The organism is Dulcicalothrix desertica PCC 7102, from assembly GCF_003991905.1.
Lineage (GTDB): Bacteria > Cyanobacteriota > Cyanobacteriia > Cyanobacteriales > Nostocaceae > Dulcicalothrix > Dulcicalothrix desertica.
In genome coordinates this window covers 91,031-114,421 of sequence record NZ_RSCL01000014.1, presented here as the reverse complement: position 1 = coordinate 114,421, position 23,391 = coordinate 91,031, and the positions used below count along the sequence as shown (strand labels likewise).

The window sequence follows — 23,391 nt, the reverse complement described above, 5'->3', positions numbered from 1 at the left end:
TTTTAGCAATTCAAAATTAAAAATAAAATAATTTACCCCTATCCTTTGAACGGAGCTAAAATTATGAAAGCTGAAATTATTGATATCTCAAATATTTTATGGCAGGATGTATTACAGCAAGTACGTCATGATATTTATCAATTACCTGAATATTTAGCATTAGAAGCAAAAAGAACTAAAACGATACCAGAAGCACTCTTGATAACTGAGGGAGATAAAATATTCTTCGTACCATACTTGTTACGTAATTGTAATGATGTCGAAGAAGAATTTACACTCAGTGATATTTTTGATATTTACTCTCCATATGGTTATCCAGGCATTTTGGTTAATCAAGAAGCAATAACATCAGATTTTTTAAATACTGCCTTCAAAAATTTCCAAGATGTTTTAAAGTCTAGAGGCATTTGCTCTGTTTTTCTCAGAATGCATCCTATCTTGAACGAACAGTTATTAGAGACTTCTTTGTCGAGCAACTTTACTTTGAATGGTGAAACAGTATCAATAAATTTAACACTTTCTGAACCAGAAATTTGGGCGCACACACGAAAAGGACACCAGAGTACAATCAATAAATGTAAAAGACTTGGCTTTACAGCAAGAACTGTTTCTTTTTCCGAATATTATACAGAATTTACCGCAATTTATGAAGAAACAATGAATCGTGTCAAGGCAAATCAATCATATTATTTTGACGATGATTACTTTAATCAATTATTAAGTTTACAAGATAAACTCCACTTATGTATTGTCGAATTTGAGGGAGAAGTTATCTGTACCAGCCTATTTTTTGAATCCTGTGGTGTAGTTCAAGCTCATCTAGGGGGAACAAAAAATGACTTTTTAAGCCAATCTCCTTTTAATTTATTATTACATCATGCTCGATTGTGGGCAAAAGAACGCGGTAACGAATATTTACATATAGGAGGTGGAATTGGAGGGTCTACCACAGATAGTTTACATACTTTCAAATCTGGTTTCTCAAGACAGAGACATCAATTTTCTACATTGAGATTAGTCACAGATGAAGAAAAATTTATTCATCTTGTTGAATTGCGAGCAAAGGCTTTAGAAAATCAACCAGAAACCTTACTTAAATCGGGGTTTTTCCCTGCTTATCGTTATACAGGAAATTAACTCGATAGCAAAAATAGTTTTTCTATCAACTAGTTAAAAATGAATACTCAGATACTTGAAGCTCAAAATTCAACTTGGATAGAAATTCTACAACTCATACGTCACGATATTTATCATTTGCCTGAATATGCCATTTTAGAATCCCAAAGAACTAATAGCATTCCAGAGGCAATTCTGATAATTGAAGGAGAGAAAATATTTTTTCTACCCTACTTACTGCGAAGATGTGATGAATTATTTGATACTCAATTTGAACCAGAAATATTTGATGTGACATCACCTTATGGCTACCCAGGTATATTGTTAAACCAAGCAGCAAGCAATTCATCAGAGTTTATTAACTCTGCAATTGCCAGCATGAAGACTGTGTTTAGGCATAAAAATGTATGTTCTGCTTTTTTCCGTTTGCATCCAATATTAAATCATGATTTTGATAAACTCTTAGTTTCCAATACCTGTAAAGTACATGGGGAAACTGTTTCTGTAAATTTGGAGATAACGAATGCAGAAATATGGCAACAAACACGAGATAACCACCGAAGAAAAATTAACTGGTGCAAGCGTGCAGGGATGGTAGCCAAAATGGTTCCCTTCCAAGCTCATATTGATGAATTCATTGAAATTTATGAAGAAACAATGAACCGTGTTGCTGCAAGTAGTTCATACTACTTTGACTACAATTACTTCTTAAAACTTGCCTCATTAGGAGATAAGCTGCACTTATGTATCGTCGAGTGGGAAGGGCAAATCACCTGCGCGGGTTTATTTATTGAATGCTGCGGTATTGTTCAGTTTCATTTATCAGGAACTAGAAATAAGTTCTTGAAGCAGGCGCCGAGTAAGCTGATGCATGACTATGTTAGATACTGGGCAAAAGAGCGTGGTAATAAAGTATATCATTTAGGAGGTGGTGTTGGAAGTGCCAAAGATAGTCTCTACGAATTCAAAGCAGGTTTTTCTAAAATAACCCATAACTTCATGACTTTCTCACTGATTACAAATGAAGAGAAGTATGATGATTTGGTTAAGTTGAGAGCTAAATTTTTAAATTTAGACCCAAGTCAGCTTTTCAACTCTAATTTTTTTCCAGCGTATCGTAGCAATATTTAGTTCAAATTTCATGATTTTAAGGATCCATTATGTTAATCACCAATAAAGAAGTTTACAGAACTCGCGAGTATGAACCTTGGGCATATGGACAAGGTTTAATATTAGAAGAAAAGTTTTTGTTAGAGCATTATCTTCAGCATCACAAAAAAACACTTGAGGCTGGTACTGGTGGGGGTAGAATTTTGTTAGAAATTAAGAAGATGGGCTTTAATAATTTGTTTGGCTATGACTACTTACCGGAGTTTATTCAAGAGGCTAAAAACAAAGATACTAGTGGTAGTATTTCGTTTGAAGTTCATGATGCAACTGATTTAAATGCTTATGAAGATAATGCTTTTGAACAGATAATATATTTGCAACAAATTCTGAGCATGATGGAAGATGACAATAGTAGATTAAAGGCTTTTAAACAGGCTTACCGAATACTCGATAAAGGTGGAACAGCGCTCTTTTCTTTCCTCTGCTTTGAGGGCAAAATTCAAACTACAAAACTATACGCTATTTATGTAGCTTATTTGCAGATTTTAAGGAAAATCTTAGCCAAAAAAATTTCCATTCAATCGATACCTTGGGTAAAGAATAATGAAAAAATTCAATTTTTAACAGCACTGTTAGATAAAGGCCCGAATGTGTACTGGTATAGAGTGTCAGAGGTCGAGCAGCTGCTAAAGAAAGTTGGGTTTAAAATAATTGCTGTTGGTGGCAACACTCAACTTCAGCAAGGAATAATATACGATGATTTTGAGTCACTACAAAATCAGCCACTTTCTGAGATGCTATATGTCGTTTGTACAAAATAAGAAAAATAATTTATTTGAAAAAAATGAGCAAACCGATTCTTCTATCTACTCCTCACATGGGAGATCGTGAGCAAGAGTTTGTTAAAGAAGCTTTTGATACAAACTGGATTGCTCCTGTTGGTCCCCATGTAGATGCATTTGAGCAAGAATTTTGTCAAGTAACAGGCGCCGCTCATGCTGCTGCTGTCAGTTCTGGTACGGCAGCTTTACATCTAGCATTACAATTAATAGGCGTTGGCTACGGCTCGGAGGTTATTTGCTCGACTCTCACATTTGCTGCTAGCGCCAACCCTATTACTTATCTTGGGGCAAAACCAGTATTCATCGATAGTGATCGCATCTCTTGGAACATGAATCCAGACTTGCTACAGGAAGCATTAGAACAGCGTGATCGTATCGGCAAATTACCTAAAGCAGTAGTACTAGTGCATTTATATGGTCAAAGTGCTGACATTGAACCTATCTTGAAAGTTTGCAATCAATATGGTATTCCTTTAATTGAAGACGCAGCTGAAGCTTTGGGTGCAACTTATAAAGGACGTACACCTGGAACTTTCGGAAACATTGGTATCTATTCATTTAATGGTAATAAAATTATAACTACATCCGGGGGCGGAATGTTAGTTTCTGATGACCGAGACTTGGTAGCAAAAGCCAGATTTTTAGCAACCCAAGCGCGTGACCCGGCGCCTCATTACCAACACTCTGAAATTGGATATAATTATCGTCTCAGTAATGTTTTAGCAGGTATTGGTCGGGGTCAATTGCAGGTGTTAAATGACCGAGTAGCAGCTAGAAGACGTAACTATGAAGTTTACTCGTCTGCTTTAGGCAACCTACCAGGGATAGAATTCATGCCAGAAGCAAGTTTTGGGAACTCCAGTCGCTGGTTAACCTGCCTCACAATAGACCCTGAAACCTTTGGTGCAAATACTGAGCAAATTAGAATTGCATTAGCCAAGCAGCAAATAGAAACTCGTCCTGTGTGGAAACCATTACATCTACAACCTGTATTTGCTGAGTGTGAATGTATTGGTGGTGAAGTTGCTGAAGACTTATTTGCGCGGGGTCTTTGCTTACCTTCCGGTTCTAACCTTACAGATACAGACTTAAAACGAGTTATTGACGCTATATTGAGCGTTTACTCGTTAGTTAGTTGAATTGCTTATATGGAATTCATGAATAATTCACTTTATCAATATAACTTTAGTTTCCAAGAATAATTTACTTAGATTTAAACAGTTTTGTATAAAAGTTGGGTAATAGTGTTATGGAAGAGAAATCATCATCTTTTGACTTGACCAAGTATTGGCTAATACTAAAACGACGTTGGCTTCCTGGTGTCGCTGTATATCCACCAATTTTTATGCTCGTATTCTTAGCCCTTATGTCAAAAAAACCTATTTATGTAGCCGAGGGGTCGCTAAGATTTCAAAAAATTAATACTACTTCCTCTTTAACAGGTCTAGGTAAAGAAATAGGAGATTTAACACCTCTAGCAGAAAAAACAAATCCTTTAAGTACAGAGGCAGAAGTTGTCCGCTCTCACGAGGTTGTAGAAACAGCCATAAATAGACTTCAGCTTAAAAACGATGAAGGCAATCTTTTAAAACCAAAAGAATTTATAGCAAATTTAACTGTTAATGAAATTCAAAAAACTGACATATTAAAAATTTCTTATAAGGATATTAATCCTAAAATTGCCTCACAGGTTGTAAATACACTATTAGCAGTTTATTTAGAAAACAATGTATCTGCTCACAAAGCAGCGGCTTCAGCAGCTAGCAAATTTCTAGAAAAACAATTACCCAAAGCTGAACAGCTAGTTCGCAAATTAGAAGTAGAAATGCGCGAGTTTAAAGAAAAGAATAAAGTAGTTGAACTCAAAGACGAAGCCAGTAAAGCAGTAGAAGTAATTGCTGATTTGCAGAAACAAATTAATGATAAAAAATCTAATTTAGCTAATATCACTGCTCTGTCAAAAGCTATCCGGCAGCGATTAGGTATGTCATCCGAACAAGCGGTATTAATGACATCTCTCGGTCAGTCGGCAGGAGTACAAGATATTATTAAGGAAATTCAGCAGGTAGAGTCTCTACTTGCAGACAGAAGTACTATACTAATGGACACCCATCCAGAAATTATAAAACTTTCGAGTAAGTTACAATCTTTGCAAGCTATATTACAACAGAGAGTCCAAGAGGTTTCTGGGAATATTCAAGTCAAGTTAGATAGCAAATTGCAGATGGGCCAGTTGCAACAAGACCTTTCGACAGAGCTAGTGAGATTAGAGTCACAGCGTTTGGGATTAGCAAGCGAATTATTTACTTTAATAAACTCAGAAAATAGTTATAGAGAAAGAATAAAAAATTTGCCCAAATTAGAGCAACGACAACGTGAATTAGAACGTAAATTACAAGCTGCTCAATCTACTTACTCCCTTCTATTACAAAGACTGCAAGAAAGCAAAATTGCAGAAAATCAAAGTATAGGTAATGTTAGGATTATATCCAAAGCTCAAGAACCTGAAGCACCTGCTGTTTCTAGTAGTAATTCCTATTATGCCGCAGGTTTAGTCGCTCTAATTGCTTCTTTCGCGAGTATGTATCTTTTAGAAGCAAGAGATAAATCAATTAAGACTGTAGATGAAGCTAAAGAATTACTAGGATTAACATTACTAGGAGTTATTCCCTCCTTAAGCAAGCCGAAAATATCTCTTCGCAACAATCAAGAGGCAGAATCATCCATCCCTAAACTTGTTGTTAGAGATAACCCTCGTGCATCGATTAGCGAAGCTTACCGAATGCTGCGTGCTAATCTTAATTTTGTAAGTGCCGATAAAGAATTGAAAGTTATTCTTGTTACTAGTTCTGTTCCTCAAGAAGGTAAATCTACAGTTGCAGCTAATCTCGCTTTAGCAATGGCTCAAATGGAGCGTAAAGTCTTGCTAGTAGATGGAGACTTACACCGTCCAGTTCAACATCAAATTTGGGAGTTACCTAATAAATACGGTCTTAGTAATGTTATAGTTGGACAAACTGAAATTATGGCTGCGGTTGAGAAAGTTATGGATAATTTAGACATTTTGCCTTCTGGAGTTGTTCCCCCTTCTCCAGCTTCACTTCTCGATTCTAAACGCATGGCCAGCCTAATTCAAAGTTTTGCTTCTTACTACGATTTTGTTATTATTGACGCTCCTTCATTAAATGTAGCTGCTGATGCTGCAATTCTCGGTCAAATGGCTGACGGCGTGTTGTTAGTAGTACGTCCTGGGGTCGTTGATTCTGTTAATGCTACTGTTGCTCGCGAACTTTTAGAGAAATCGGGTCAAAATCTCATTGGACAAGTAGTAAATGGAGTTAATCCTAATAATGAACCTTACAGTTACTACTATTTTGAACAGGAATACCAGCCACTAGAAAATTCTTATCAAAATGAAACACTTGCCAAAATAGTCAAATGACCTATAGCAGTCCGCGCATCAGTCGTAAAATCGTGCATTGTAGAGACCGAATTAATTCGGTCTCTATGCGTGTGTAATTTTTTACAAATCATCTATGACTGCTATAGAAATATATAATTTGAGTTTATAGTTTGTATCAGTTTGTTTGTAGTATTTTAAATTTTAGATTACCCGACAGAAAATATTCTCCAAAGTCAAGTGTTTACGATATTGTTTCTTAGGGATGATTTAGGATTGCTATATAGCAATTTTAAATCGTCCGGAAGAAAGAAGACAGGTTCAAACATGTATAACCGCGTCATTTTTATCGATGTATGTCTATATATTTTTTGACGCTTAAATTAAAATTGCTATATAATTATTTATTAAGAGAAAACTTGAAAGTTCAGATTTATGAGTCAACAAAAGTTAAAAATCTCAATTAGCTAAGTCAACTTCTATGTAAATTAAAAAGAAAATAATCCAATCGATGCTTAAAAAACTATTTATGCAAGTTATGATGTTTGTGAGTAAAAAGCACATTTCCTTATTAATTATCCTGTTTTTATGTGGTTTGCTGCTTGTTAGTTTATCTAACAAAAAATTATTTGCTTTTACTGCAAACAATCAAAAACTCATGATTGTAGACTATCAAATGAGTGATGAGTATATACTCAATCCTGAACGTGGCTTTTATACGAGTATTGAAATTGGCAAAGATAAAGATTTGAGTAAGATTCGCGAGCAAGGCTTCACTCTTGCTCGTAGCAACGTTCATTTAGACCAGTTTCGCGACAAGAATATTTCTGAAGAGTTTTTACAGGAATTTAGAGACGCTTTGACAGAAGTACGCAGAGCAGGTATCAAGGTAATTCCAAGAATTTCCTACAACTTCCCAATGCCTGGAGAAACTGAGAAACAACCTGATGCTCCATTACCTATAGTACTAAACCATATTGAACAACTAAAACCTATTTTTCAAGAATACCAAGATGTAATAGCTGCTTTACCTGCCGGCTTTATTGGTGCGTGGGGTGAGTGGCACTCATCTACCAATGGACTTCACAACTTTGAATCCAAACAACAGGTTTTGACGGCTCTTTTGGATGCTTTACCATCAACAAGGATGGTTCAGCTTCGCTACCCATCTGATATTAAATCTGCCTACCCAAACCCACTTAACGATGCTGAAGCTTTTACTGGTATACATCAAGCACGTATCGGTCATGAAAATCTATGCTTCTTAGCTAATGCTGATGATGCGGGTACTTACTCAATTCACGATAATGATAGTAACAACATTTATAGCCCCGATATAAAAAAGGATTTGCAGAGTTATTTGAAAGCAATTTCTCCTTATGTTATTGTAGGTGGAGAAACCTGTCAAGTGACTCCAGAAAGCGCGCGCACAGACAGCGAGACTACTTTAGCAGAAATGCAGCATTTTAACTGGAGTTATATAAATGTAAGTTTTTATGCTCCAACAATTGACCGTTGGAAGAAAGAAGGTATTTATAACACCATTGCCAACAAATTAGGATATCGATTCCGTCTTGTTGAAGCCCAGATTCCTGAGATTGTAAACTCTGGCGGCGAATTCAAAATGAGTTTTACTATCGCCAATGATGGTTTTGCTAGCCCATACAATCCACGTAGTACAGAAATTATCTTACGTAACCAGGAAAACAAACAAGTCTATCGCTTTCCCGTTTATACTGACGCTCGTCGTTGGTTTTCCCAACAACAGCATCAAGTCAATTTTAGCGGAAGTATTTCAGTAGATATGCCTAAAGGCACTTACGAGGTCTTATTAAACTTGCCTGACCCTACTCCACAGTTGTACGAACGTCCTGAGTACTCGATTAGGTTGGCAAACCAGGATGTATGGGAGCCATCTACAGGTTATAACTCCTTCCTCACAAATTTAAGTGTTAATTAATCAAATGTGACTTGTTTATACACTGTCACACCATCAAACACAATTACACAAACAACCTCTCCCAATATGTAGCACAGGCAACCTGCCTGTGCATTCAATATATATTAGCCACCCTTATTAGTCACAATAGTTCGATGACGTGGGTCGCTTTCTAATGTTAACGGCGCCTCAAAACCAACTTCTTGCAATTCTTCTTCAATATTAAATGTATAATATTCATCACTCCAAGGTTCAGTACTTTTCATGAGCGTGAATAAAACTGGTGGCAAATTTTGAATGACTTTAGATTTAGGATTATTATCTACAATCGCAATGACGCCACCAGGTCGAACCAATCTAAAAGCTTCTTTAAAAATTGCTCTAGATGGTTCATGTGGTAGTTCGTGAGTAACAAATTGTAACGTTATCAAGTCAAAAGAATTATCTGGTAATTTTGTATTTTCAGCTAATGCATGTAACCATTGGGATATTTCATTCTTTGTATCTAGTGTTTTAGCAACAGCAAGCATATAAGGTGATAAATCAAGACCAACCGTGCGAACCGGATGGTTTTGTTTTTTCTGGTAGTAACGATGCAATGCCAAAGTTGAAATACCTACCGAACAGCCAATATCTAAAATATCTTTAACTTGTTTTGGCCCATAAATTCCTAAAACATCGTGAAAGCTACCTCTCAAACGGTTGTGAGCAACTTCCCACGATAATGGTTCATTTTTCCAAACGCGCAGTGCCATTGAGTAAGTCGCGCTTGGCGCCTCAAATGCTGCTTGCCAACATAAATTACCCTCACTATAAGCATGAAAAGGTACCTGATAATATTTTGGGTAAGTAATTTGTGGGTTAGTTACTGCCGCTAAATTTTGTTGTATTCGTGATTTTTCTAGCTGCTCGTAATTTTGGCGCCAGGGAACACCATTTTTTTCAGCAGTTTTGATAAGTACTCGCCGAGCCTGGTGTTTCATCACTTTGTAAATAGGCTCAGTTTGGATTAACAAATTAACAAACTGGGATAGCAAATCTTCGCCAGCCCAGTCTGGCTTAAGCTTTTTATTCATCAGTCTACTTTGAAGCGACGCTGCACTATTTATTGTAAGGCATAGCTTTCTGGAGCGAGACAAGCCGCTAAGTCAGCATCTGGTTTGGTAATGGGCTGTAAGTTATATTTCTGTGACAGCAGCTTAAATACGTTTGGTGAGATAAATGCTGGTAGAGTTGGGCCAAGGCGAATATCTTTAATTCCTAAGTAGAGCAAGGTGAGTAAAATCGCAACGGCTTTCTGCTCGTACCAAGATAAAATCATTGATAGCGGTAACTCGTTTACATCCACCTCAAAGGCATTTGCTAGCGCTAATGCAATTTGAATTGCTGAGTAAGCATCGTTACATTGACCAACATCGAGTAAGCGCGGAATTCCACCAATATCACCCAAATCCTTGTCAAAGAAGCGGAATTTACCACAGGCAAGAGTTAAAATGATACAATCATTGGGAACTTTTTCTACTAATTCGGTATAATAATTGCGGTCGGGTTTGGCGCCGTCGCAACCTCCAATCAAGAAGAAATGGCGAATTTGTCCTGCTTTAACGGCTGTTATTATTTGATCTGCAACGCTCAAAATCGCATTTCGTGCAAAGCCTGTTGTTACTTGACGGGGTACATTTGTAACTTCATCTTCTCTAAATTCTGGCAGTTCTAGAGCTTTACGAATTGCAGGAGCAAAATCAATGCTACCATCAACCCCAGCATTCAAATAATTCAATCCTGGATAGCCAACTGGACCAATACTAAATAACTTATCTTCATAGTTAGCATGGGGTGGCATCAAGCAATTGGTAGTAATAATAATCGCACCTGGGAATTTTGCAAATTCCTTAGTCTGGTTCTGCCAAGCTGTACCATAGTGCCCGTAGAGATGGGGATAGGTTTGTTTGAGACGGGGATAACCATGAGCAGGTAACAATTCGCCATGAGTGTAAACTGTAATACTAGTACCAACCGTTTGTTTTAGTATTGCTTCTAGTTGGGGGATATCGTGACCGGAAACTAAAATTGCTTTACCAGCTTTTGCATGAAGGTCAACTAAAGTAGGAACGGGATGACCGTAAGTGCTAGTGTGTCCAGCATCTAGAAGTTCCATTGTTAGCAGGTTAATTTCACCAACTTTCAACGCTAAGTTTACCCAATGATCTAAACTTAAGTCTTGATTATCGAGGTTTGCTAAAGCTTCATAACAGAATTTATAAACTCGTTCGTCTTCTTGTCCCAATTCTTGGGCATGGAATGCGTAAGAAGCTACCCCTTTGAGACCATACAGTACTGTTAGTTTAAGAGAGAAAATGTCAACATTTGTTCCCGATTGACTAATAAATTTAAGAGTAATGTCTTGACCTTGTTCTGCCAAGCTATCATCAAAATTGGGTTGATAACAGGATATATCTGACCATGTTTGTGCTACACCTGTAGCTTGCTGTATTTGGAGTTTTAGCTGTTCGCGATAGGCTATTGCACGCCGAACATAATCGTTAAGGCGTTTTTGGTCGAAGTTCACATTTGTCATTGTGGCAAACATTGCTTCGCAGGTAAACACATCTATATTATGAGTCGAGATGCCTAACTTGTGGGCGCCTAATGCTACAGGTGCAAGACCTCGCAGACAATAAATCAATAAATCGTGAACGCCGTTAACCTCTGGGCTTTTACCACACGCACCCCACTGGTGGCATCCTTGTCCGCTGGCGGTTTGTTCGCATTGTTCGCAAAACATATTGTTCTCTCCTCTTCCTTGTCTGCGTGTATCCTATAAAATCTGGCTCGTAGCTTTCTTTGACTTAAGTCAAAAATTGATAGGTAAATGTAATTCTTTATATTTTCTTTGTATTCCCGTTGTAGAGACGCGATTAATCGCGTCTCTACATGTATAATTTTTGACAATTACTATAATATGTGATAGGCGGCGCCCATTAGAAAACTAATGGTTCGTGTCATTAATTTTGGGGTGTAGGCGCCGATTTTAAATTTCTCCGATTATTTTCTCTGTGTCCTCTGCGTCTCTGTGGTAAAAAATATACCACCCCAAAACTATTGACATGAACCACTAGATAGAAATTCATGATTTCGGCTAAAGTAGTAAGAGTATGTTTTCAAATAATTAAAAAATATTACGATATGAAAAGCTTTATTAACGAACCGTCAGAAATTGTGAATTTTCTAAGTCAAAGTCAGATGTTCCAAGGGTTATCAAAAGAGGAACTCGCTATTATTAAGCAAATTGCAATCGACCAATTTTATGGTAAGGGAGATATTATCTTTCACCAGGGAGATGAAGCAAGGGGTTTCTTCGTTATTAAATCAGGTAGGGTAAAGGTTTTTAAGCAGTCAGCAGAGGGTAAAGAACAAATTCTGCACGTTTTTGGGTTGGGGGATCATTTTGCAGAAGTACCTGCTTTCGATGGTAAATGTTATCCCGCTTCAGCAGCAACGATTGAGAAAGCAGAGTTGTTATTTTTTCCCCGTAATTCCTTTGTGCAATTGTTAGAACAGCAACCAACTTTGACAATTAATATGCTCAAAAGCTTTGCTCGTCATCTACGACGATTTTCTCATTTAGTTGATAATCTCTCATTGCGAGAAGTTCCAGCTCGACTCGCAACTTATTTATTGAGTTTAAGCGAACGGACAGGCAACGCTGAAACTGTAGAACTTGATTTAACGAAAGGACAATTAGCAGCGATGTTGGGCACAATTCCCGAAACCCTATCGCGCGTTTTTTACAAACTGAGTCGCGACGGTTTAATTGAAATAGATGGTTCTAAAATTAGCCTGCTTAATCGTGAGCGTTTGAGCAAATTACTTGATGGTATTTAATCTAACTCACCATCGCCATAATTCATTGTTCAGTGGTTATTTGTTTGAGCTTGTAGTAGAAGAATTGTTATACCACTAATAGCTGCATAGAATGGTGAATAAGCAGCAAAAAAAACTGGAATACCAAACATTCCACCAGCACCCCGTACCCACAAAACCATAATTGCTGATGCAATTAAAAACACCACCATATTCATAACTATCCATAATCCTGCTTTCTGGAATGTAAATCTAAGCGCTAACGATTGGAGAACCCCTATTATCAAAGCAGCTATTAGCACACCAGCTACTGACCTTGCTATTGCTTCTCTATTATCCCAAAGAGTTGTTTCCACAAAACTTCCATCCGGTTGACCAACTGGCCCACCCACATGGGTATAAGCTAAAGCAATTACGGCAACTATAATTCCAATCCAACCGACAGCACTAGTAAGTATCCACCAACGAGCTTGCTCAAACCACTGTTGCAAAACTAACCATTGCAATCCACCAATTACCGCACCAGCAACTGCCGCACCAATAATCCCACAGCCAATAAGTATATAACCAATTGCTCCTTGATTGTTTGCTCCTGGTATGAAAGCTATTAATGAACTCACTACAGGAACACTTACAAATGCAACCGCAGTACCAACAAGCCCACCAATAATAAAGCCTATAACTGTAAAAAGCATCCATTTTCCCCAAACCCCTAATCGAAAAAAACTGCTGCTAATCACTGTCTAACTCCCTCATACTTTAAATTTTTATTCCATTACAACATAACAGAACTTATCAAAGTCATGTATCATTTGTCACATAATTATTGGCTAGGCGTTAAATAGGTTTGAGGCGCCGGACGGGTAGCTTACCGGAATGCACCTTCGAGAGCAAAGTAAGGTGGGCACTGCCCACCCTACGTAAGAATAGGTATTACAAGCTTTTTTCTTCTCAATAAAGTTAAGGTGCAAGATCTGAGGTAGTGCTTAGTGCATAACATTTCTTATAATCTTCATTAAATAATAGTAATTTTGCATTATAAAGTACAATTAAAGTTAGCATCCTCACAATTTCCTCAACTTCTTCATATATATATATAGGAAGATAGATGGGAGGATTAAAGGGCACAATATAAACCTTTGTCAAATATCGATGGTAATCATCAAGTTTGGCTGGTTATGTACCACAAGACTTTAGAGAAGCTCACAGAATAATCGATCCAATGTGGTCATGCGCTCGTGTAGCGTAAGCGTAACCTAAAGCGCAGCTTTTCCCGTAGGATAGCATCTTAAACTAGGACTCATATACTAATTACATTACTGTTTTTCTTAGCTATTTTTCCTGTTCCTGTGTTTTTGACGTATATTTCAACGCAAAGTTACTGCTGATTACAACTTAAAGGCCTGAGTATTTATTTATCTACATTACTATACAAATAAAGCAGAGCAAGCTTACTTAAATTTACTTAGGTAGCTAGTAGTATCCTGTCATTATTAAAGATAAATATTAATTTCAATCCACTTCATCGCTTACAGATGATAAGAATCAGCGTGATTCTATTTATGAATGTGAGGAATATATGAACAACTTATCTAAGCAAACTCCACAAAATATATTACTTGCAACTTTACCTACAGAAGAATACCAATTTATAATTCAACAATTTCAGCTTGTAGATTTACCGCTTCACCAAGTTATTTATCAACCAGGGGAATTTATGAAGTATGCATATTTTCCTAATCAAGGCATGATTTCTTTGGTAGCGATAACGAAAGAGAATGCATCAGTAGAAATTGGTTTAATTGGCAAAGAAGGGATGATTGGTCTTCCTATTATATTAGGTGGCAATTCTAGTATTAGCCTCGCGATGGTTCAAATTGCTGGTAGTGCAATGCGTATAGAAGCAAAACTATTAAAAGCAGAGTTTAATAAAGGAGGGTATTTTCAATTCTTGTTACTTTGTTATATTCAGGCGCGATTGACTCAAGTCTCCCAAACATCTGCTTGTAATCGTTTGCATCATACAGAAGAACGTCTTGCTCGATTGCTGCTAATGGTACGCGATTGTTTGCAAGTTGACGAGTTTTCAATGACACATGAGTACATTGCTCAAATGTTAGGTTCTCGTCGCTCAGGTATTACTGAAGCAGCAGGAATACTACAAAAAGCAGGTATTATTCGCTACCGCCGAGGCATAATCACAATTTTAAGTTTGGAAAAACTAGAAGACACAGCTTGTGAATGTTACAAAATCATTAAACTTGAATCTAATCGTTTACTTAATGCTATCAAATGATTTACCTTATGTCCGCTACCGGACAGACAGTATAGTGAACTTTAATGTATAATAGCGTAGCTAAAGTTCACTAAGGTAATAGTTAAAACTCATAATCAAAGCTTAAAAATTTGATTTTAATTCGGTCAGCTTGAATTTTCAATTGACAAACCTTGGCTTATCGAATAGCATGTAATCGGCATAGAAAAGTACCAAGCCAACACTTAATTTTGGTATGAATTTACAATTGGTACTCAATCGCTAATTAGATGGTTTGATACCTGGAAAATGTAAAGGCAAACATTAATGAATTTTATTAGTCTTTTTTAGTTCAGACTACAAAGAACTGAATTGCAACTTGTCTGCAATTGGTCATCTGTTGTTAAGGCCATTATCCTGTAGCGAGTCTCAAACGAATACCGAAATAAATAATTATAGCTTTGAGGTTTTAATATGACAGTAGTAAATGTAACACAACCCAAACCTCTGTCAATTGAAGAAATTAGTAAGATAAACGCCTACTGGCGCGCTGCAAACTATCTTTCTGTTGGGCAAATATATCTCCTTGATAACCCACTATTAAAAGAACCTCTGAAGTTAGAACACGTTAAACCTAGACTTCTTGGTCACTGGGGCACCACTCCTGGTTTGAACTTTATTTACGTTCACCTCAACAGAGTTATCAAAAAGAATGACTTGAATATGATTTATATTGCAGGTCCTGGTCATGGTGGTCCTGGGCTTGTTGCTAACACTTATCTTGAAGGAACTTATAGCGAATATTACCCTAATGTTTCCCAAGATGCAGAGGGAATGGGCAAACTTTTTAAACAGTTTTCTTTTCCTGGCGGAATTCCCAGCCATGTGGCGCCAGAAACTCCTGGTTCAATTCACGAAGGTGGTGAATTAGGATATGCACTGTCGCACGCTTACGGTGCAGCTTTGGATAACCCTGACTTAATAGTTGCTTGTGTTGTGGGCGATGGTGAAGCAGAAACAGGACCTTTAGCAACTAGCTGGCATTCCAATAAATTTTTAAATCCGGTGAATGATGGTGCCGTTCTTCCGGTTCTGCATCTCAATGGTTATAAAATTGCAAACCCGACTATTTTGGCACGCCTTAGCCATGCAGAATTAAATAGCTTGTTTGTTGGTTATGGCTATCATCCTTATTTTGTTGAAGGTTCCGACCCGGAAATAATACACCAGTTAATGGCTGCAACTCTCGATACTGCAATTCGAGAAATTAAAGAAATTCAAGAAGATGCTCGTCAAAATGGTGTTAAAGAGCGTCCGCGATGGCCAATGATTATTTTGCGGACTCCCAAGGGTTGGACTGGACCAAAGGAAGTTGATGGTAAAAAGACTGAAGATTATTGGCGGTCACACCAAGTACCATTTTCTGAAATGGCGACCAAGCCAGAACATGTAACACTTCTAGAAAATTGGATGAAGAGTTATAAGCCAGAGGAACTCTTCGATGAAAATGGCAAGTTAATTCCAGAATTAGCGGAACTAGCTCCACTAGGTCAACGCCGCATGGGTGATAACCCTCATACCAACGGTGGTATTTTGCTGCGCGACCTAAAAATGCCTGACTTCTTTAATTATGCAGTGGAAGTAACGAAACCAGGAACCGTTGAAGTTGAAGCAACTCGCGTTATGGGTAAATTCCTGCGGGATGTAATGAAACTCAACACACAAGCTGGAAACTTCCGTATTTTTGGTCCCGATGAAACCGCATCTAATCGGTGGGGCGATGTATTTGAAGTGACAAACAGAACTTGGGTCGCCGAAACTTATGATTACGATGACCACCTTTCTACTGATGGTCGCGTCATGGAAATTTTAAGTGAACATACTTGCCAAGGTTGGTTAGAAGGATACTTACTTACAGGGCGCCACGGATTCTTCTCTTGCTACGAGGCATTTATTCACCTGATTGACTCAATGTTTAATCAACACGCCAAGTGGTTAAAAACTACCCGACATATCCCTTGGCGTAGACCTGTAGCATCGCTCAATTATTTATTGACTTCCCATGTTTGGCGCCAAGACCACAATGGTTTTTCGCACCAAGACCCTGGTTTTATCGACCATGTGGTAAACAAGAAATCGGAAATTATTCGCGTTTATCTACCACCCGATGCCAATACCTTATTATCAGTAACTGACCATTGCCTACGAAGTCGTCACTACATAAATGTGGTAATTGCAGGCAAACAACCCGCATTACAATTCCTAAATATGGACGCAGCAATTAAACACTGCACCAAAGGAATTGGGATTTGGGAATGGGCAAGCAATGACAAAGGTGGTGAACCGGATGTAGTCATGGCTTGTGCAGGTGATGTTCCGACCTTAGAAACTTTGGCAGCTGTAGATATTTTGCGGCAGAATTTACCAGAATTAAAAGTGCGAGTGGTCAATGTTGTGGATTTAATGACTTTGCTACCGAAAAGCGAACATCCTCACGGTTTAGAAGATAAGGACTTTGATGCCTTATTTACAACAGATAAACCAATTATTTTTGCCTTCCACGGTTATCCTTGGTTAATTAACCGTCTAACTTACCGTCGTACAAACCATAAAAACCTACATGTACGCGGTTACAAGGAAGAGGGAACCACCACCACACCATTTGATATGGTTGTGCTAAACGATTTAGACCGCTTCCACTTGGTAATAGACGTAATTGACCGTGTGTCTGAATTAGGCGCCTCGGTAGCTTATGTCAAGCAAATGCTGCAAGACAAGTTAATTGAACACAAACAGTACATTCGCGAACATGGTGAAGATATGCCAGAAATTCGCGATTGGAAGTGGATGTATTAGTTAGTTCTTTTTAGGTTAGATGTAGAGACCGAATATACTCGGTCTTTCCTTGCTTGACATTATATTACTATATAGTAGTATCATGATAAAATAGGTAAAAAGGAAAGATAGAACCTAACCAGGAGTTAGCCATGATGTTATTTCGCCAGCTTTTTGACGCAGAAACTAGTACATATACTTATTTGATTGCCGACACAGTTAGCAAAGAGGCTATCTTAGTTGACCCAGTGTTGGAGCGGGTAGAACGTGATTGCCAATTACTCAAGGAACTAGGACTAACTTTGAAATATTGCTTAGAAACCCACATCCATGCTGACCATATTACAGGGACAGCAAAACTACGAAAAATGACGGATTGTCTTGGAATAGTGCCAGAAAATGCTCAAGCAGTCTGTGCGGACAAATTTATTAAAGATGGAGAAGTCTTGGAGCTAGGAAGTTTAAAAATAGAAGCAATTACGACTCCTGGTCATACTGATAGCCACATGGCATATCTAGTTAATGGTACTAACCTGTTAACTGGAGATTCACTGTTAATTCGTGGTTGTGGGCGAACTGACTTCCAAGGTGGGAGTGCCCTTCGTATGTATGAATCGATAACACAAAGGCTGTTGACACTGCCTGATGAAACATTGGTTTATCCTGGTCATGATTATCGAGGAAATACAGTTTCTACTATTGGTGAAGAGAAGCTGTGGAATCCTCGGTTTGTAGGACTCACCCAAAGTGAGTTTATTGAATTGATGGCAAATCTTAACCTACCCGATCCCAAAAAGATTATGGAGGCAGTGCCTGCTAACGAGAAGTGTGGTAATGTCGCTGCTTAAACTTCAGTCCAAAATCGCATAATAGTACACTTTTTCTTGAATAAAAGGATAAATATTTATGACTACTTCTCGCTTGAAAAAATTACAAACCGTTGATACCCATACACTCAAACAATTATTAGAGCAGCAAGCGGTGACACTCATCGACGTTTGCGAACCTGGAGAGTATGCTCAAGAGCATATCGCAGGAGCAATACTAGTTCCTCTTTCCAACTTTGAGGCGCCCAAAGTTCCCCAAGACGGTAGCACGGTGCTTTACTGTCGTTCAGGTAATCGCTCGACAATGGCAGCCCAAAAGCTATTTGATGCAGGATTTGCAAAAGTAACTCATCTTGAGGGAGGTATGGGTGCTTGGAAACAAGCGGGTTATCCTACTGAGATTAACCAGAATGCTCCGATTAGCTTGATGCGGCAAGTGCAGATTGTTGCAGGTTCTTTAGTATTAACTGGCACAGTGCTGGGAGCATTTGTTTCCCCCTGGTTCTTAGTTATTAGCGGCTTCGTAGGCGCCGGATTAATGTTTGCGGGTATTACAGATAGCTGCCTGTTAGGAATGCTACTAGCAAAACTACCTTATAACCAACGGAGCAGTGTATGATTCATTGGATTATCGGGCATCTACTAGCTGCTTGTATTGGGATCAGCTTGGGCTTAATTGGTGGTGGTGGTTCGGTGCTGGCATTGCCGATTCTAGTTTATGTCATGGGTGAATCGCCAAAATCTGCAATCGCCATGACTTTGGTGATTGTCGGTACTGTCAGCATATTGGGCTTAATTCCTCACTGGCGAGCCAAAAATGTCAACTTGAAAACAGCATTTATCTTCGGTTCCGCAACGATGCTAGGGTCATTTGTAGGCGCCAAGATTGCCACGCTGCCAGTAATTACTGAAACTTTGCAAATGATGCTATTTGCAATTGCGATGGTGTTTGCTGCGGTTTTTATGATTAGGCGTAGTTCTAAAGCTGTAGCAGTAAATGAGAAGTTGGCATTCTATCCCAAACCTGTTTGTAAGTATTGTTGGTTGTGGTTAATGAGTGAAGGTTTAGGAGTGGGTATATTGACTGGGTTAGTTGGTGTCGGTGGTGGATTTGCAATCGTTCCAGCTTTGGTACTGCTAGGAAATGTACCAATGAAACAAGCGATTGGGACATCGCTGCTTATCATTGTGCTTAATTCAGTGGCAGGCTTTTTGGGATATGTGGGACATGTGTCTCTCAATTGGAGCTTGATATTGTCTTTTATTGTGGCTGCAAGTGCGGGCACGATTCCTGGTGCATACCTTACTCAGTTTATTCCCGCTCAAAAACTTCAGAAAACCTTTGGTTATTTTTTACTAGGAGTTGCAGCTGTTGTTTTAGTACAGAATCGCAATGCTCCTCAATCTTCAAAGGTAGAGAAACATAACTATGTAACGATGATAAATAATACTACTATATTGTAATATAACACATATACCAAATTAGATTACTTATGTTAGAAACTTTACCTGCGGCTCTAGGACAAATTGCTGATTATTTTAAAGTGCTTTCTGAAATTAGCCGACTCCAGGTTCTTTGTTGCTTGAAGTCAGGTAGTAAGAATGTCTCGGAAATAATTGAAAAAACTGGATTGGGACAAGCAAACGTATCCAAGCATTTAAAGATATTGACACAAGCAGGAATTGTAAAGCGTCAACCGCATGGAGTGAGCGTTTTTTATGAAATTGTTGACCCATTAATTTTTGAGATATGCGAACTGGTGTGCGACCGTCTTGCAATTCGTCTCCAAGAACAAACTCAGCAGTTAGAACACCTGCAAATACTTCGCGATTCACCGCATCGGGATTAATGTAGATTGCTAGAACGCTTGTTTGCACTAAATACGATATATGATTCCGCTTAAGTAGTAAAACTATACTGTCAAATAATTACAAGTGGAAAAAATGTTAATCTTGTTCTCATAATTTTTTTAAGCTTATTCAGATATAATGAAAGTGTGGAGACTAGTTACAAGTTAAACACCCCACAAAACATCCCACAAAACATCCACCCCAAGAAAATAAGCAAGATATAGTCACGACCCAAAACCCAAATAACCAGAGATAAACAACTGGGGGAATCAAATATGCTGGAACAATGGCATAGCTTCAAAAGTGGTAAATGGATGAAAGAAATCAACGTCCGCGACTTCATCCAGAAAAATTACACTCCTTACACAGGCAACGAATCTTTTTTAACAGGTGCAACCCAAAGGACTCAAGCACTCTGGCATCAAGTCCAAGATTTAATGTCAATTGAACGCGAAAAAGGTATTTTAGATACAGATACTGAAGTTGTTTCTACGATTACTTCTCATCGCCCAGGTTATATTAACCGCGAACTCGAACAAATAGTCGGATTGCAAACAGAAAAACCCCTGAAACGCGCGATAATGCCCTTTGGTGGTATTCGCGTTGTTAAAGATTCATTACAAGCTTACGGTTACGAAATAAATCCTAAAACAGCAGAGACATTCACCAAATACCGCAAAACCCATAACGATGGGGTATTTGATGCTTATACTCGCGAAATGCGGTTATGTCGGCATTATGGCATTATTACAGGATTGCCAGATGCTTACGGACGCGGCAGAATTATCGGAGATTATCGTCGAGTCGCGTTGTATGGTGTAGATGCTCTGATTGAAGATAAAAAAGCGCAACTTGAATCTTTAGAATTAGATGTAATTGACGAAGACACAATTCGTCTGCGTGAAGAAATTTCTGAACAAGTCAAAGCACTGTTTGAACTCAAAGAAATGGCTGTAAGCTATGGTTTTGATATTAGCAAACCAGCAGCAAATGCCAAAGAAGCCGTGCAGTGGCTATATTTTGGGTATCTTGCAGCAGTTAAAGAACAAAACGGCGCTGCAATGTCCTTGGGACGAGTTTCTACGTTCCTCGATATTTACTTTGAACGTGACTTGCAACAAGGTAAAATAACTGAATCTGAACTGCAAGAACTCATCGACCATTTTGTCATGAAGTTGCGGATGGTAAGATTCTTGCGGACACCTGACTATAATGAGCTATTCTCTGGTGATCCCACTTGGGTTACTGAATGTGTTGGTGGTATGGGTGAAGATGGCAGACCCTTGGTGACAAAAAATAGTTTCCGCATCATGCATACTTTGTATAACCTAGGACCTGCACCAGAACCCAATTTAACTGTATTATGGTCAGAACGTTTGCCAGATAACTTTAAGCATTTCTGTACCAAAGTGTCAATTAAGACAAGCTCAATTCAGTATGAAAACGACGATTTGATGCGTCTTTATTGGGGAGATGATTACGCAATTGCATGTTGTGTTTCAGCAATGCGAATTGGTAAACAAATGCAATTCTTCGGCGCCAGAGTAAACCTTGCTAAGTGCTTGCTGTATGCTATTAACGGCGGTAAGGATGAAAAATCAGGCGAACAAGTTGCATCAGAAATTGCGCCTATTACATCAGAATATCTAGATTACCAAGAGGTTTGGAGTAAATTTGAAAAAATGATGGCATGGTTGGCGAAAGCTTATATTAATACGCTCAACGTCATCCATTACATGCACGATAAATACTGCTACGAACGCATCGAGATGGCATTACACGACCGTGATATTCTGCGAACAATGGCTTGCGGTATTGCTGGGTTGTCAGTCGTTGCAGATGCTTTGTCTGCCATTAAATACGCGAAAGTAAAAGTATTACGCAATCAAACAGGATTAGCTGTTGATTATCAAATTGAAGGAGATTTTCCTAAATACGGAAATAATGACGACCGAGTTGATGAAATTGCGGTGCATTTAGTCACCAGATTCATGAACGAACTTCGCAAGCACAAGACGTATCGAAATGCAATACCTACACAGTCAGTGCTAACAATTACCTCAAACGTGGTGTATGGCAAGAAAACAGGAAATACACCCGATGGCAGAAAAGCTGGAGAACCCTTTGCACCTGGCGCCAACCCGATGCACGGACGCGATACTAAAGGTGCAGTAGCATCGCTGGCATCGGTCGCAAAACTCCCTTATGAATATGCACAAGATGGTATTTCCAATACTTTCTCAGTAGTACCATCGGCATTAGGTAAATTAGAAGTTGACCAAATTACAAATCTGGTTGGAATGCTTGATGGTTACTTCCACGATTCTGGACATCATATTAATATCAACGTCTTGAACCGGGACACATTAATGGATGCGATGGAACATCCAGAATTATACCCGCAGTTGACTATTCGGGTTTCGGGTTATGCAGTGAACTTTATAAAATTGACGCGCGAACAGCAGCTTGATGTAATTAAGCGAACGTTCCACGAAAGATTCTAAGAATATGCAGGGTGAGAATTGTTGCTCACCCTTCTTTATATACTATAAGCAAAGGTTATGCCAAATCCAGAATTTACAACAACTAAAGTCGAAAATAATAAAGTAGTTCCAGCAATTACTTATGGTTATATACACTCAGTAGAAAGTTGTGGGACTGTTGATGGTCCGGGTATTCGTTTTTTAATCTTCACATCTGGCTGTCCGCTTCGTTGTCTTTATTGCAGCAATCCTGATTGTCGGAAACTGGAAAATGGTAAACAAATCAGTGTTGATGAAATTGTCACCGAAATTCAGAAGTATACATCTTATATGAAATCTTCTGGTGGTGGTGTTACAATAAGTGGTGGAGAACCTTTATTTCAACCTAGCTTTGTTCGAGAAATCTTCAAACGCTGTAGGTCATTAGGTATTCACACAGCATTGGATACTTCTGGTTTTTGTGATTTAGAATCGGCAAAATATGTACTCGAATTTGTTGATTTAGTGTTACTAGATATTAAATCATTTGACCCAATAACCTATACATATGTAACAGGTGTTAGAATTGAACCAACGTTGGCTTTAGCTAAATACTTGAATGAAATAAATAAGCCAACTTGGATCCGATATGTATTGGTTCCTGGTCTTACCGATGACCCAGAAAATATTGCAGGTTTAGCCAATTTTATCGCAACACTTAACAATGTTGAAAGAGTTGAAGTTTTACCATTTCATAAAATGGGTGAATACAAATGGGAACAATTGGGTTTTGAATACTTGTTGAAAGAAACTCCCACACCATCTCCAGAACAAGTACAAGTAGCAATAGATATTTTTCGGAGTAAGGGAATATTTGCGATTTGATTCGTA

Annotated in this window: 18 protein-coding genes; 15 read left to right on the top strand and 3 right to left on the bottom strand. The window is 38.4% G+C overall.

Features of this window, described 5'->3' with window-relative positions; all coding sequences use genetic code 11:
* Positions 1 to 63: 63 nt before the first annotated feature.
* The 6 genes from DSM106972_RS27605 to DSM106972_RS27580 all read left to right on the top strand — a co-directional run bounded on the left by DSM106972_RS27605 (position 64) and on the right by DSM106972_RS27580 (position 8,428).
* Positions 64 to 1,137, top strand: coding sequence for a GNAT family N-acetyltransferase (locus DSM106972_RS27605; protein WP_127083696.1), 1,074 nt, complete (start codon positions 64 to 66; stop codon positions 1,135 to 1,137).
* Positions 1,138 to 1,176: 39 nt separating this feature from the next.
* A complete protein-coding gene (locus DSM106972_RS27600; protein WP_127083695.1) occupies positions 1,177 to 2,247 on the top strand; it encodes a peptidoglycan bridge formation glycyltransferase FemA/FemB family protein in 1,071 nt (356 codons plus the stop codon).
* Positions 2,248 to 2,276: 29 nt separating this feature from the next.
* Positions 2,277 to 3,047 (top strand): class I SAM-dependent methyltransferase, encoded by a 771-nt coding sequence (locus DSM106972_RS27595; protein WP_127083694.1) that lies wholly within the window; start codon positions 2,277 to 2,279, stop codon positions 3,045 to 3,047.
* A gap of 23 nt (positions 3,048 to 3,070) precedes the next feature.
* Entirely contained in the window at positions 3,071 to 4,207 is a 1,137-nt protein-coding gene (locus DSM106972_RS27590) for a DegT/DnrJ/EryC1/StrS family aminotransferase (protein ID WP_127083693.1), read from the top strand.
* Positions 4,208 to 4,317: 110 nt separating this feature from the next.
* Complete coding sequence (locus DSM106972_RS27585) at positions 4,318 to 6,510, top strand: GumC family protein (RefSeq protein ID WP_127083692.1); 2,193 nt, start codon at positions 4,318 to 4,320, stop codon at positions 6,508 to 6,510.
* A gap of 469 nt (positions 6,511 to 6,979) precedes the next feature.
* Entirely contained in the window at positions 6,980 to 8,428 is a 1,449-nt protein-coding gene (locus DSM106972_RS27580) for a DUF4832 domain-containing protein (RefSeq protein ID WP_127083691.1), read from the top strand.
* A 104-nt stretch (positions 8,429 to 8,532) separates the two neighbouring features.
* On the opposite strand, the gene DSM106972_RS27575 is transcribed toward DSM106972_RS27580, so the two are convergent.
* Together DSM106972_RS27575 and hcp are read right to left on the bottom strand one after the other, a co-directional pair.
* Positions 8,533 to 9,483, bottom strand: a complete 951-nt coding sequence (locus DSM106972_RS27575; protein WP_127083690.1) for a class I SAM-dependent methyltransferase — start codon at positions 9,481 to 9,483, stop codon at positions 8,533 to 8,535.
* Between the two features lie 29 nt (positions 9,484 to 9,512).
* Complete coding sequence (hcp, locus tag DSM106972_RS27570; protein ID WP_127083689.1) at positions 9,513 to 11,192, bottom strand: hydroxylamine reductase; 1,680 nt, start codon at positions 11,190 to 11,192, stop codon at positions 9,513 to 9,515.
* Between the two features lie 401 nt (positions 11,193 to 11,593).
* On the opposite strand from hcp, the gene DSM106972_RS27565 reads away from it, so the two are divergent.
* Entirely contained in the window at positions 11,594 to 12,292 is a 699-nt protein-coding gene (locus DSM106972_RS27565) for a Crp/Fnr family transcriptional regulator (protein WP_127083688.1), read from the top strand.
* Between the two features lie 29 nt (positions 12,293 to 12,321).
* Here the strand turns inward: DSM106972_RS27565 and DSM106972_RS27560 are convergent, their stop codons facing one another.
* Entirely contained in the window at positions 12,322 to 13,011 is a 690-nt protein-coding gene (locus DSM106972_RS27560; protein WP_127083687.1) for a hypothetical protein, read from the bottom strand.
* 839 nt (positions 13,012 to 13,850) lie between these two features.
* Here DSM106972_RS27560 and DSM106972_RS27555 point away from each other — a divergent pair.
* From DSM106972_RS27555 to pflA, 8 genes are all read left to right on the top strand, one after another.
* Entirely contained in the window at positions 13,851 to 14,567 is a 717-nt protein-coding gene (locus DSM106972_RS27555) for a Crp/Fnr family transcriptional regulator (RefSeq protein WP_127083686.1), read from the top strand.
* Between the two features lie 432 nt (positions 14,568 to 14,999).
* Positions 15,000 to 17,381, top strand: a complete 2,382-nt coding sequence (locus tag DSM106972_RS27550; protein ID WP_127083685.1) for a phosphoketolase family protein — start codon at positions 15,000 to 15,002, stop codon at positions 17,379 to 17,381.
* 134 nt (positions 17,382 to 17,515) lie between these two features.
* Positions 17,516 to 18,208 carry an MBL fold metallo-hydrolase gene (locus DSM106972_RS27545; protein ID WP_127083859.1) on the top strand — a complete coding sequence of 231 codons (693 nt, stop codon included), beginning with the start codon at positions 17,516 to 17,518 and terminating at the stop codon, positions 18,206 to 18,208.
* Between the two features lie 58 nt (positions 18,209 to 18,266).
* Complete coding sequence (locus DSM106972_RS27540; RefSeq protein WP_127083684.1) at positions 18,267 to 18,806, top strand: rhodanese-like domain-containing protein; 540 nt, start codon at positions 18,267 to 18,269, stop codon at positions 18,804 to 18,806.
* The gene (locus tag DSM106972_RS27535; RefSeq protein ID WP_127083858.1) at positions 18,806 to 19,651 is read left to right on the top strand and encodes a sulfite exporter TauE/SafE family protein; all 846 of its coding nucleotides are present in this window, start codon (positions 18,806 to 18,808) and stop codon (positions 19,649 to 19,651) included. Before DSM106972_RS27540 ends, DSM106972_RS27535 begins: the two co-directional genes overlap by 1 nt.
* Before the next feature lie 29 nt (positions 19,652 to 19,680).
* Positions 19,681 to 20,037, top strand: a complete 357-nt coding sequence (locus DSM106972_RS27530) for an ArsR/SmtB family transcription factor (RefSeq protein ID WP_127083683.1) — start codon at positions 19,681 to 19,683, stop codon at positions 20,035 to 20,037.
* Positions 20,038 to 20,313: 276 nt separating this feature from the next.
* Positions 20,314 to 22,542: a formate C-acetyltransferase gene (gene pflB, locus DSM106972_RS27525; protein ID WP_127083682.1), complete on the top strand. Its 2,229-nt coding sequence runs from the start codon at positions 20,314 to 20,316 to the stop codon at positions 22,540 to 22,542.
* Positions 22,543 to 22,599: 57 nt separating this feature from the next.
* A complete protein-coding gene (pflA, locus tag DSM106972_RS27520; protein ID WP_186538382.1) occupies positions 22,600 to 23,385 on the top strand; it encodes a pyruvate formate-lyase-activating protein in 786 nt (261 codons plus the stop codon).
* Positions 23,386 to 23,391: the final 6 nt, after the last annotated feature.

Coding starts and splice junctions, on each gene's coding strand:
- DSM106972_RS27540 (WP_127083684.1), top strand. CDS start 18,267: ATGACTACTTCTCGCTTGAAAAAATTACAAACCGTTGATACCCATACA.
- DSM106972_RS27530 (WP_127083683.1), top strand. CDS start 19,681: ATGTTAGAAACTTTACCTGCGGCTCTAGGACAAATTGCTGATTATTTT.
- DSM106972_RS27595 (WP_127083694.1), top strand. CDS start 2,277: ATGTTAATCACCAATAAAGAAGTTTACAGAACTCGCGAGTATGAACCT.
- DSM106972_RS27600 (WP_127083695.1), top strand. CDS start 1,177: ATGAATACTCAGATACTTGAAGCTCAAAATTCAACTTGGATAGAAATT.
- DSM106972_RS27555 (WP_127083686.1), top strand. CDS start 13,851: ATGAACAACTTATCTAAGCAAACTCCACAAAATATATTACTTGCAACT.
- hcp (WP_127083689.1), bottom strand. CDS start 11,192: ATGTTTTGCGAACAATGCGAACAAACCGCCAGCGGACAAGGATGCCAC.
- DSM106972_RS27590 (WP_127083693.1), top strand. CDS start 3,071: ATGAGCAAACCGATTCTTCTATCTACTCCTCACATGGGAGATCGTGAG.
- pflB (WP_127083682.1), top strand. CDS start 20,314: ATGCTGGAACAATGGCATAGCTTCAAAAGTGGTAAATGGATGAAAGAA.
- pflA (WP_186538382.1), top strand. CDS start 22,600: ATGCCAAATCCAGAATTTACAACAACTAAAGTCGAAAATAATAAAGTA.
- DSM106972_RS27580 (WP_127083691.1), top strand. CDS start 6,980: ATGCTTAAAAAACTATTTATGCAAGTTATGATGTTTGTGAGTAAAAAG.
- DSM106972_RS27545 (WP_127083859.1), top strand. CDS start 17,516: ATGTTATTTCGCCAGCTTTTTGACGCAGAAACTAGTACATATACTTAT.
- DSM106972_RS27575 (WP_127083690.1), bottom strand. CDS start 9,483: ATGAATAAAAAGCTTAAGCCAGACTGGGCTGGCGAAGATTTGCTATCC.
- DSM106972_RS27605 (WP_127083696.1), top strand. CDS start 64: ATGAAAGCTGAAATTATTGATATCTCAAATATTTTATGGCAGGATGTA.
- DSM106972_RS27565 (WP_127083688.1), top strand. CDS start 11,594: ATGAAAAGCTTTATTAACGAACCGTCAGAAATTGTGAATTTTCTAAGT.
- DSM106972_RS27550 (WP_127083685.1), top strand. CDS start 15,000: ATGACAGTAGTAAATGTAACACAACCCAAACCTCTGTCAATTGAAGAA.
- DSM106972_RS27585 (WP_127083692.1), top strand. CDS start 4,318: ATGGAAGAGAAATCATCATCTTTTGACTTGACCAAGTATTGGCTAATA.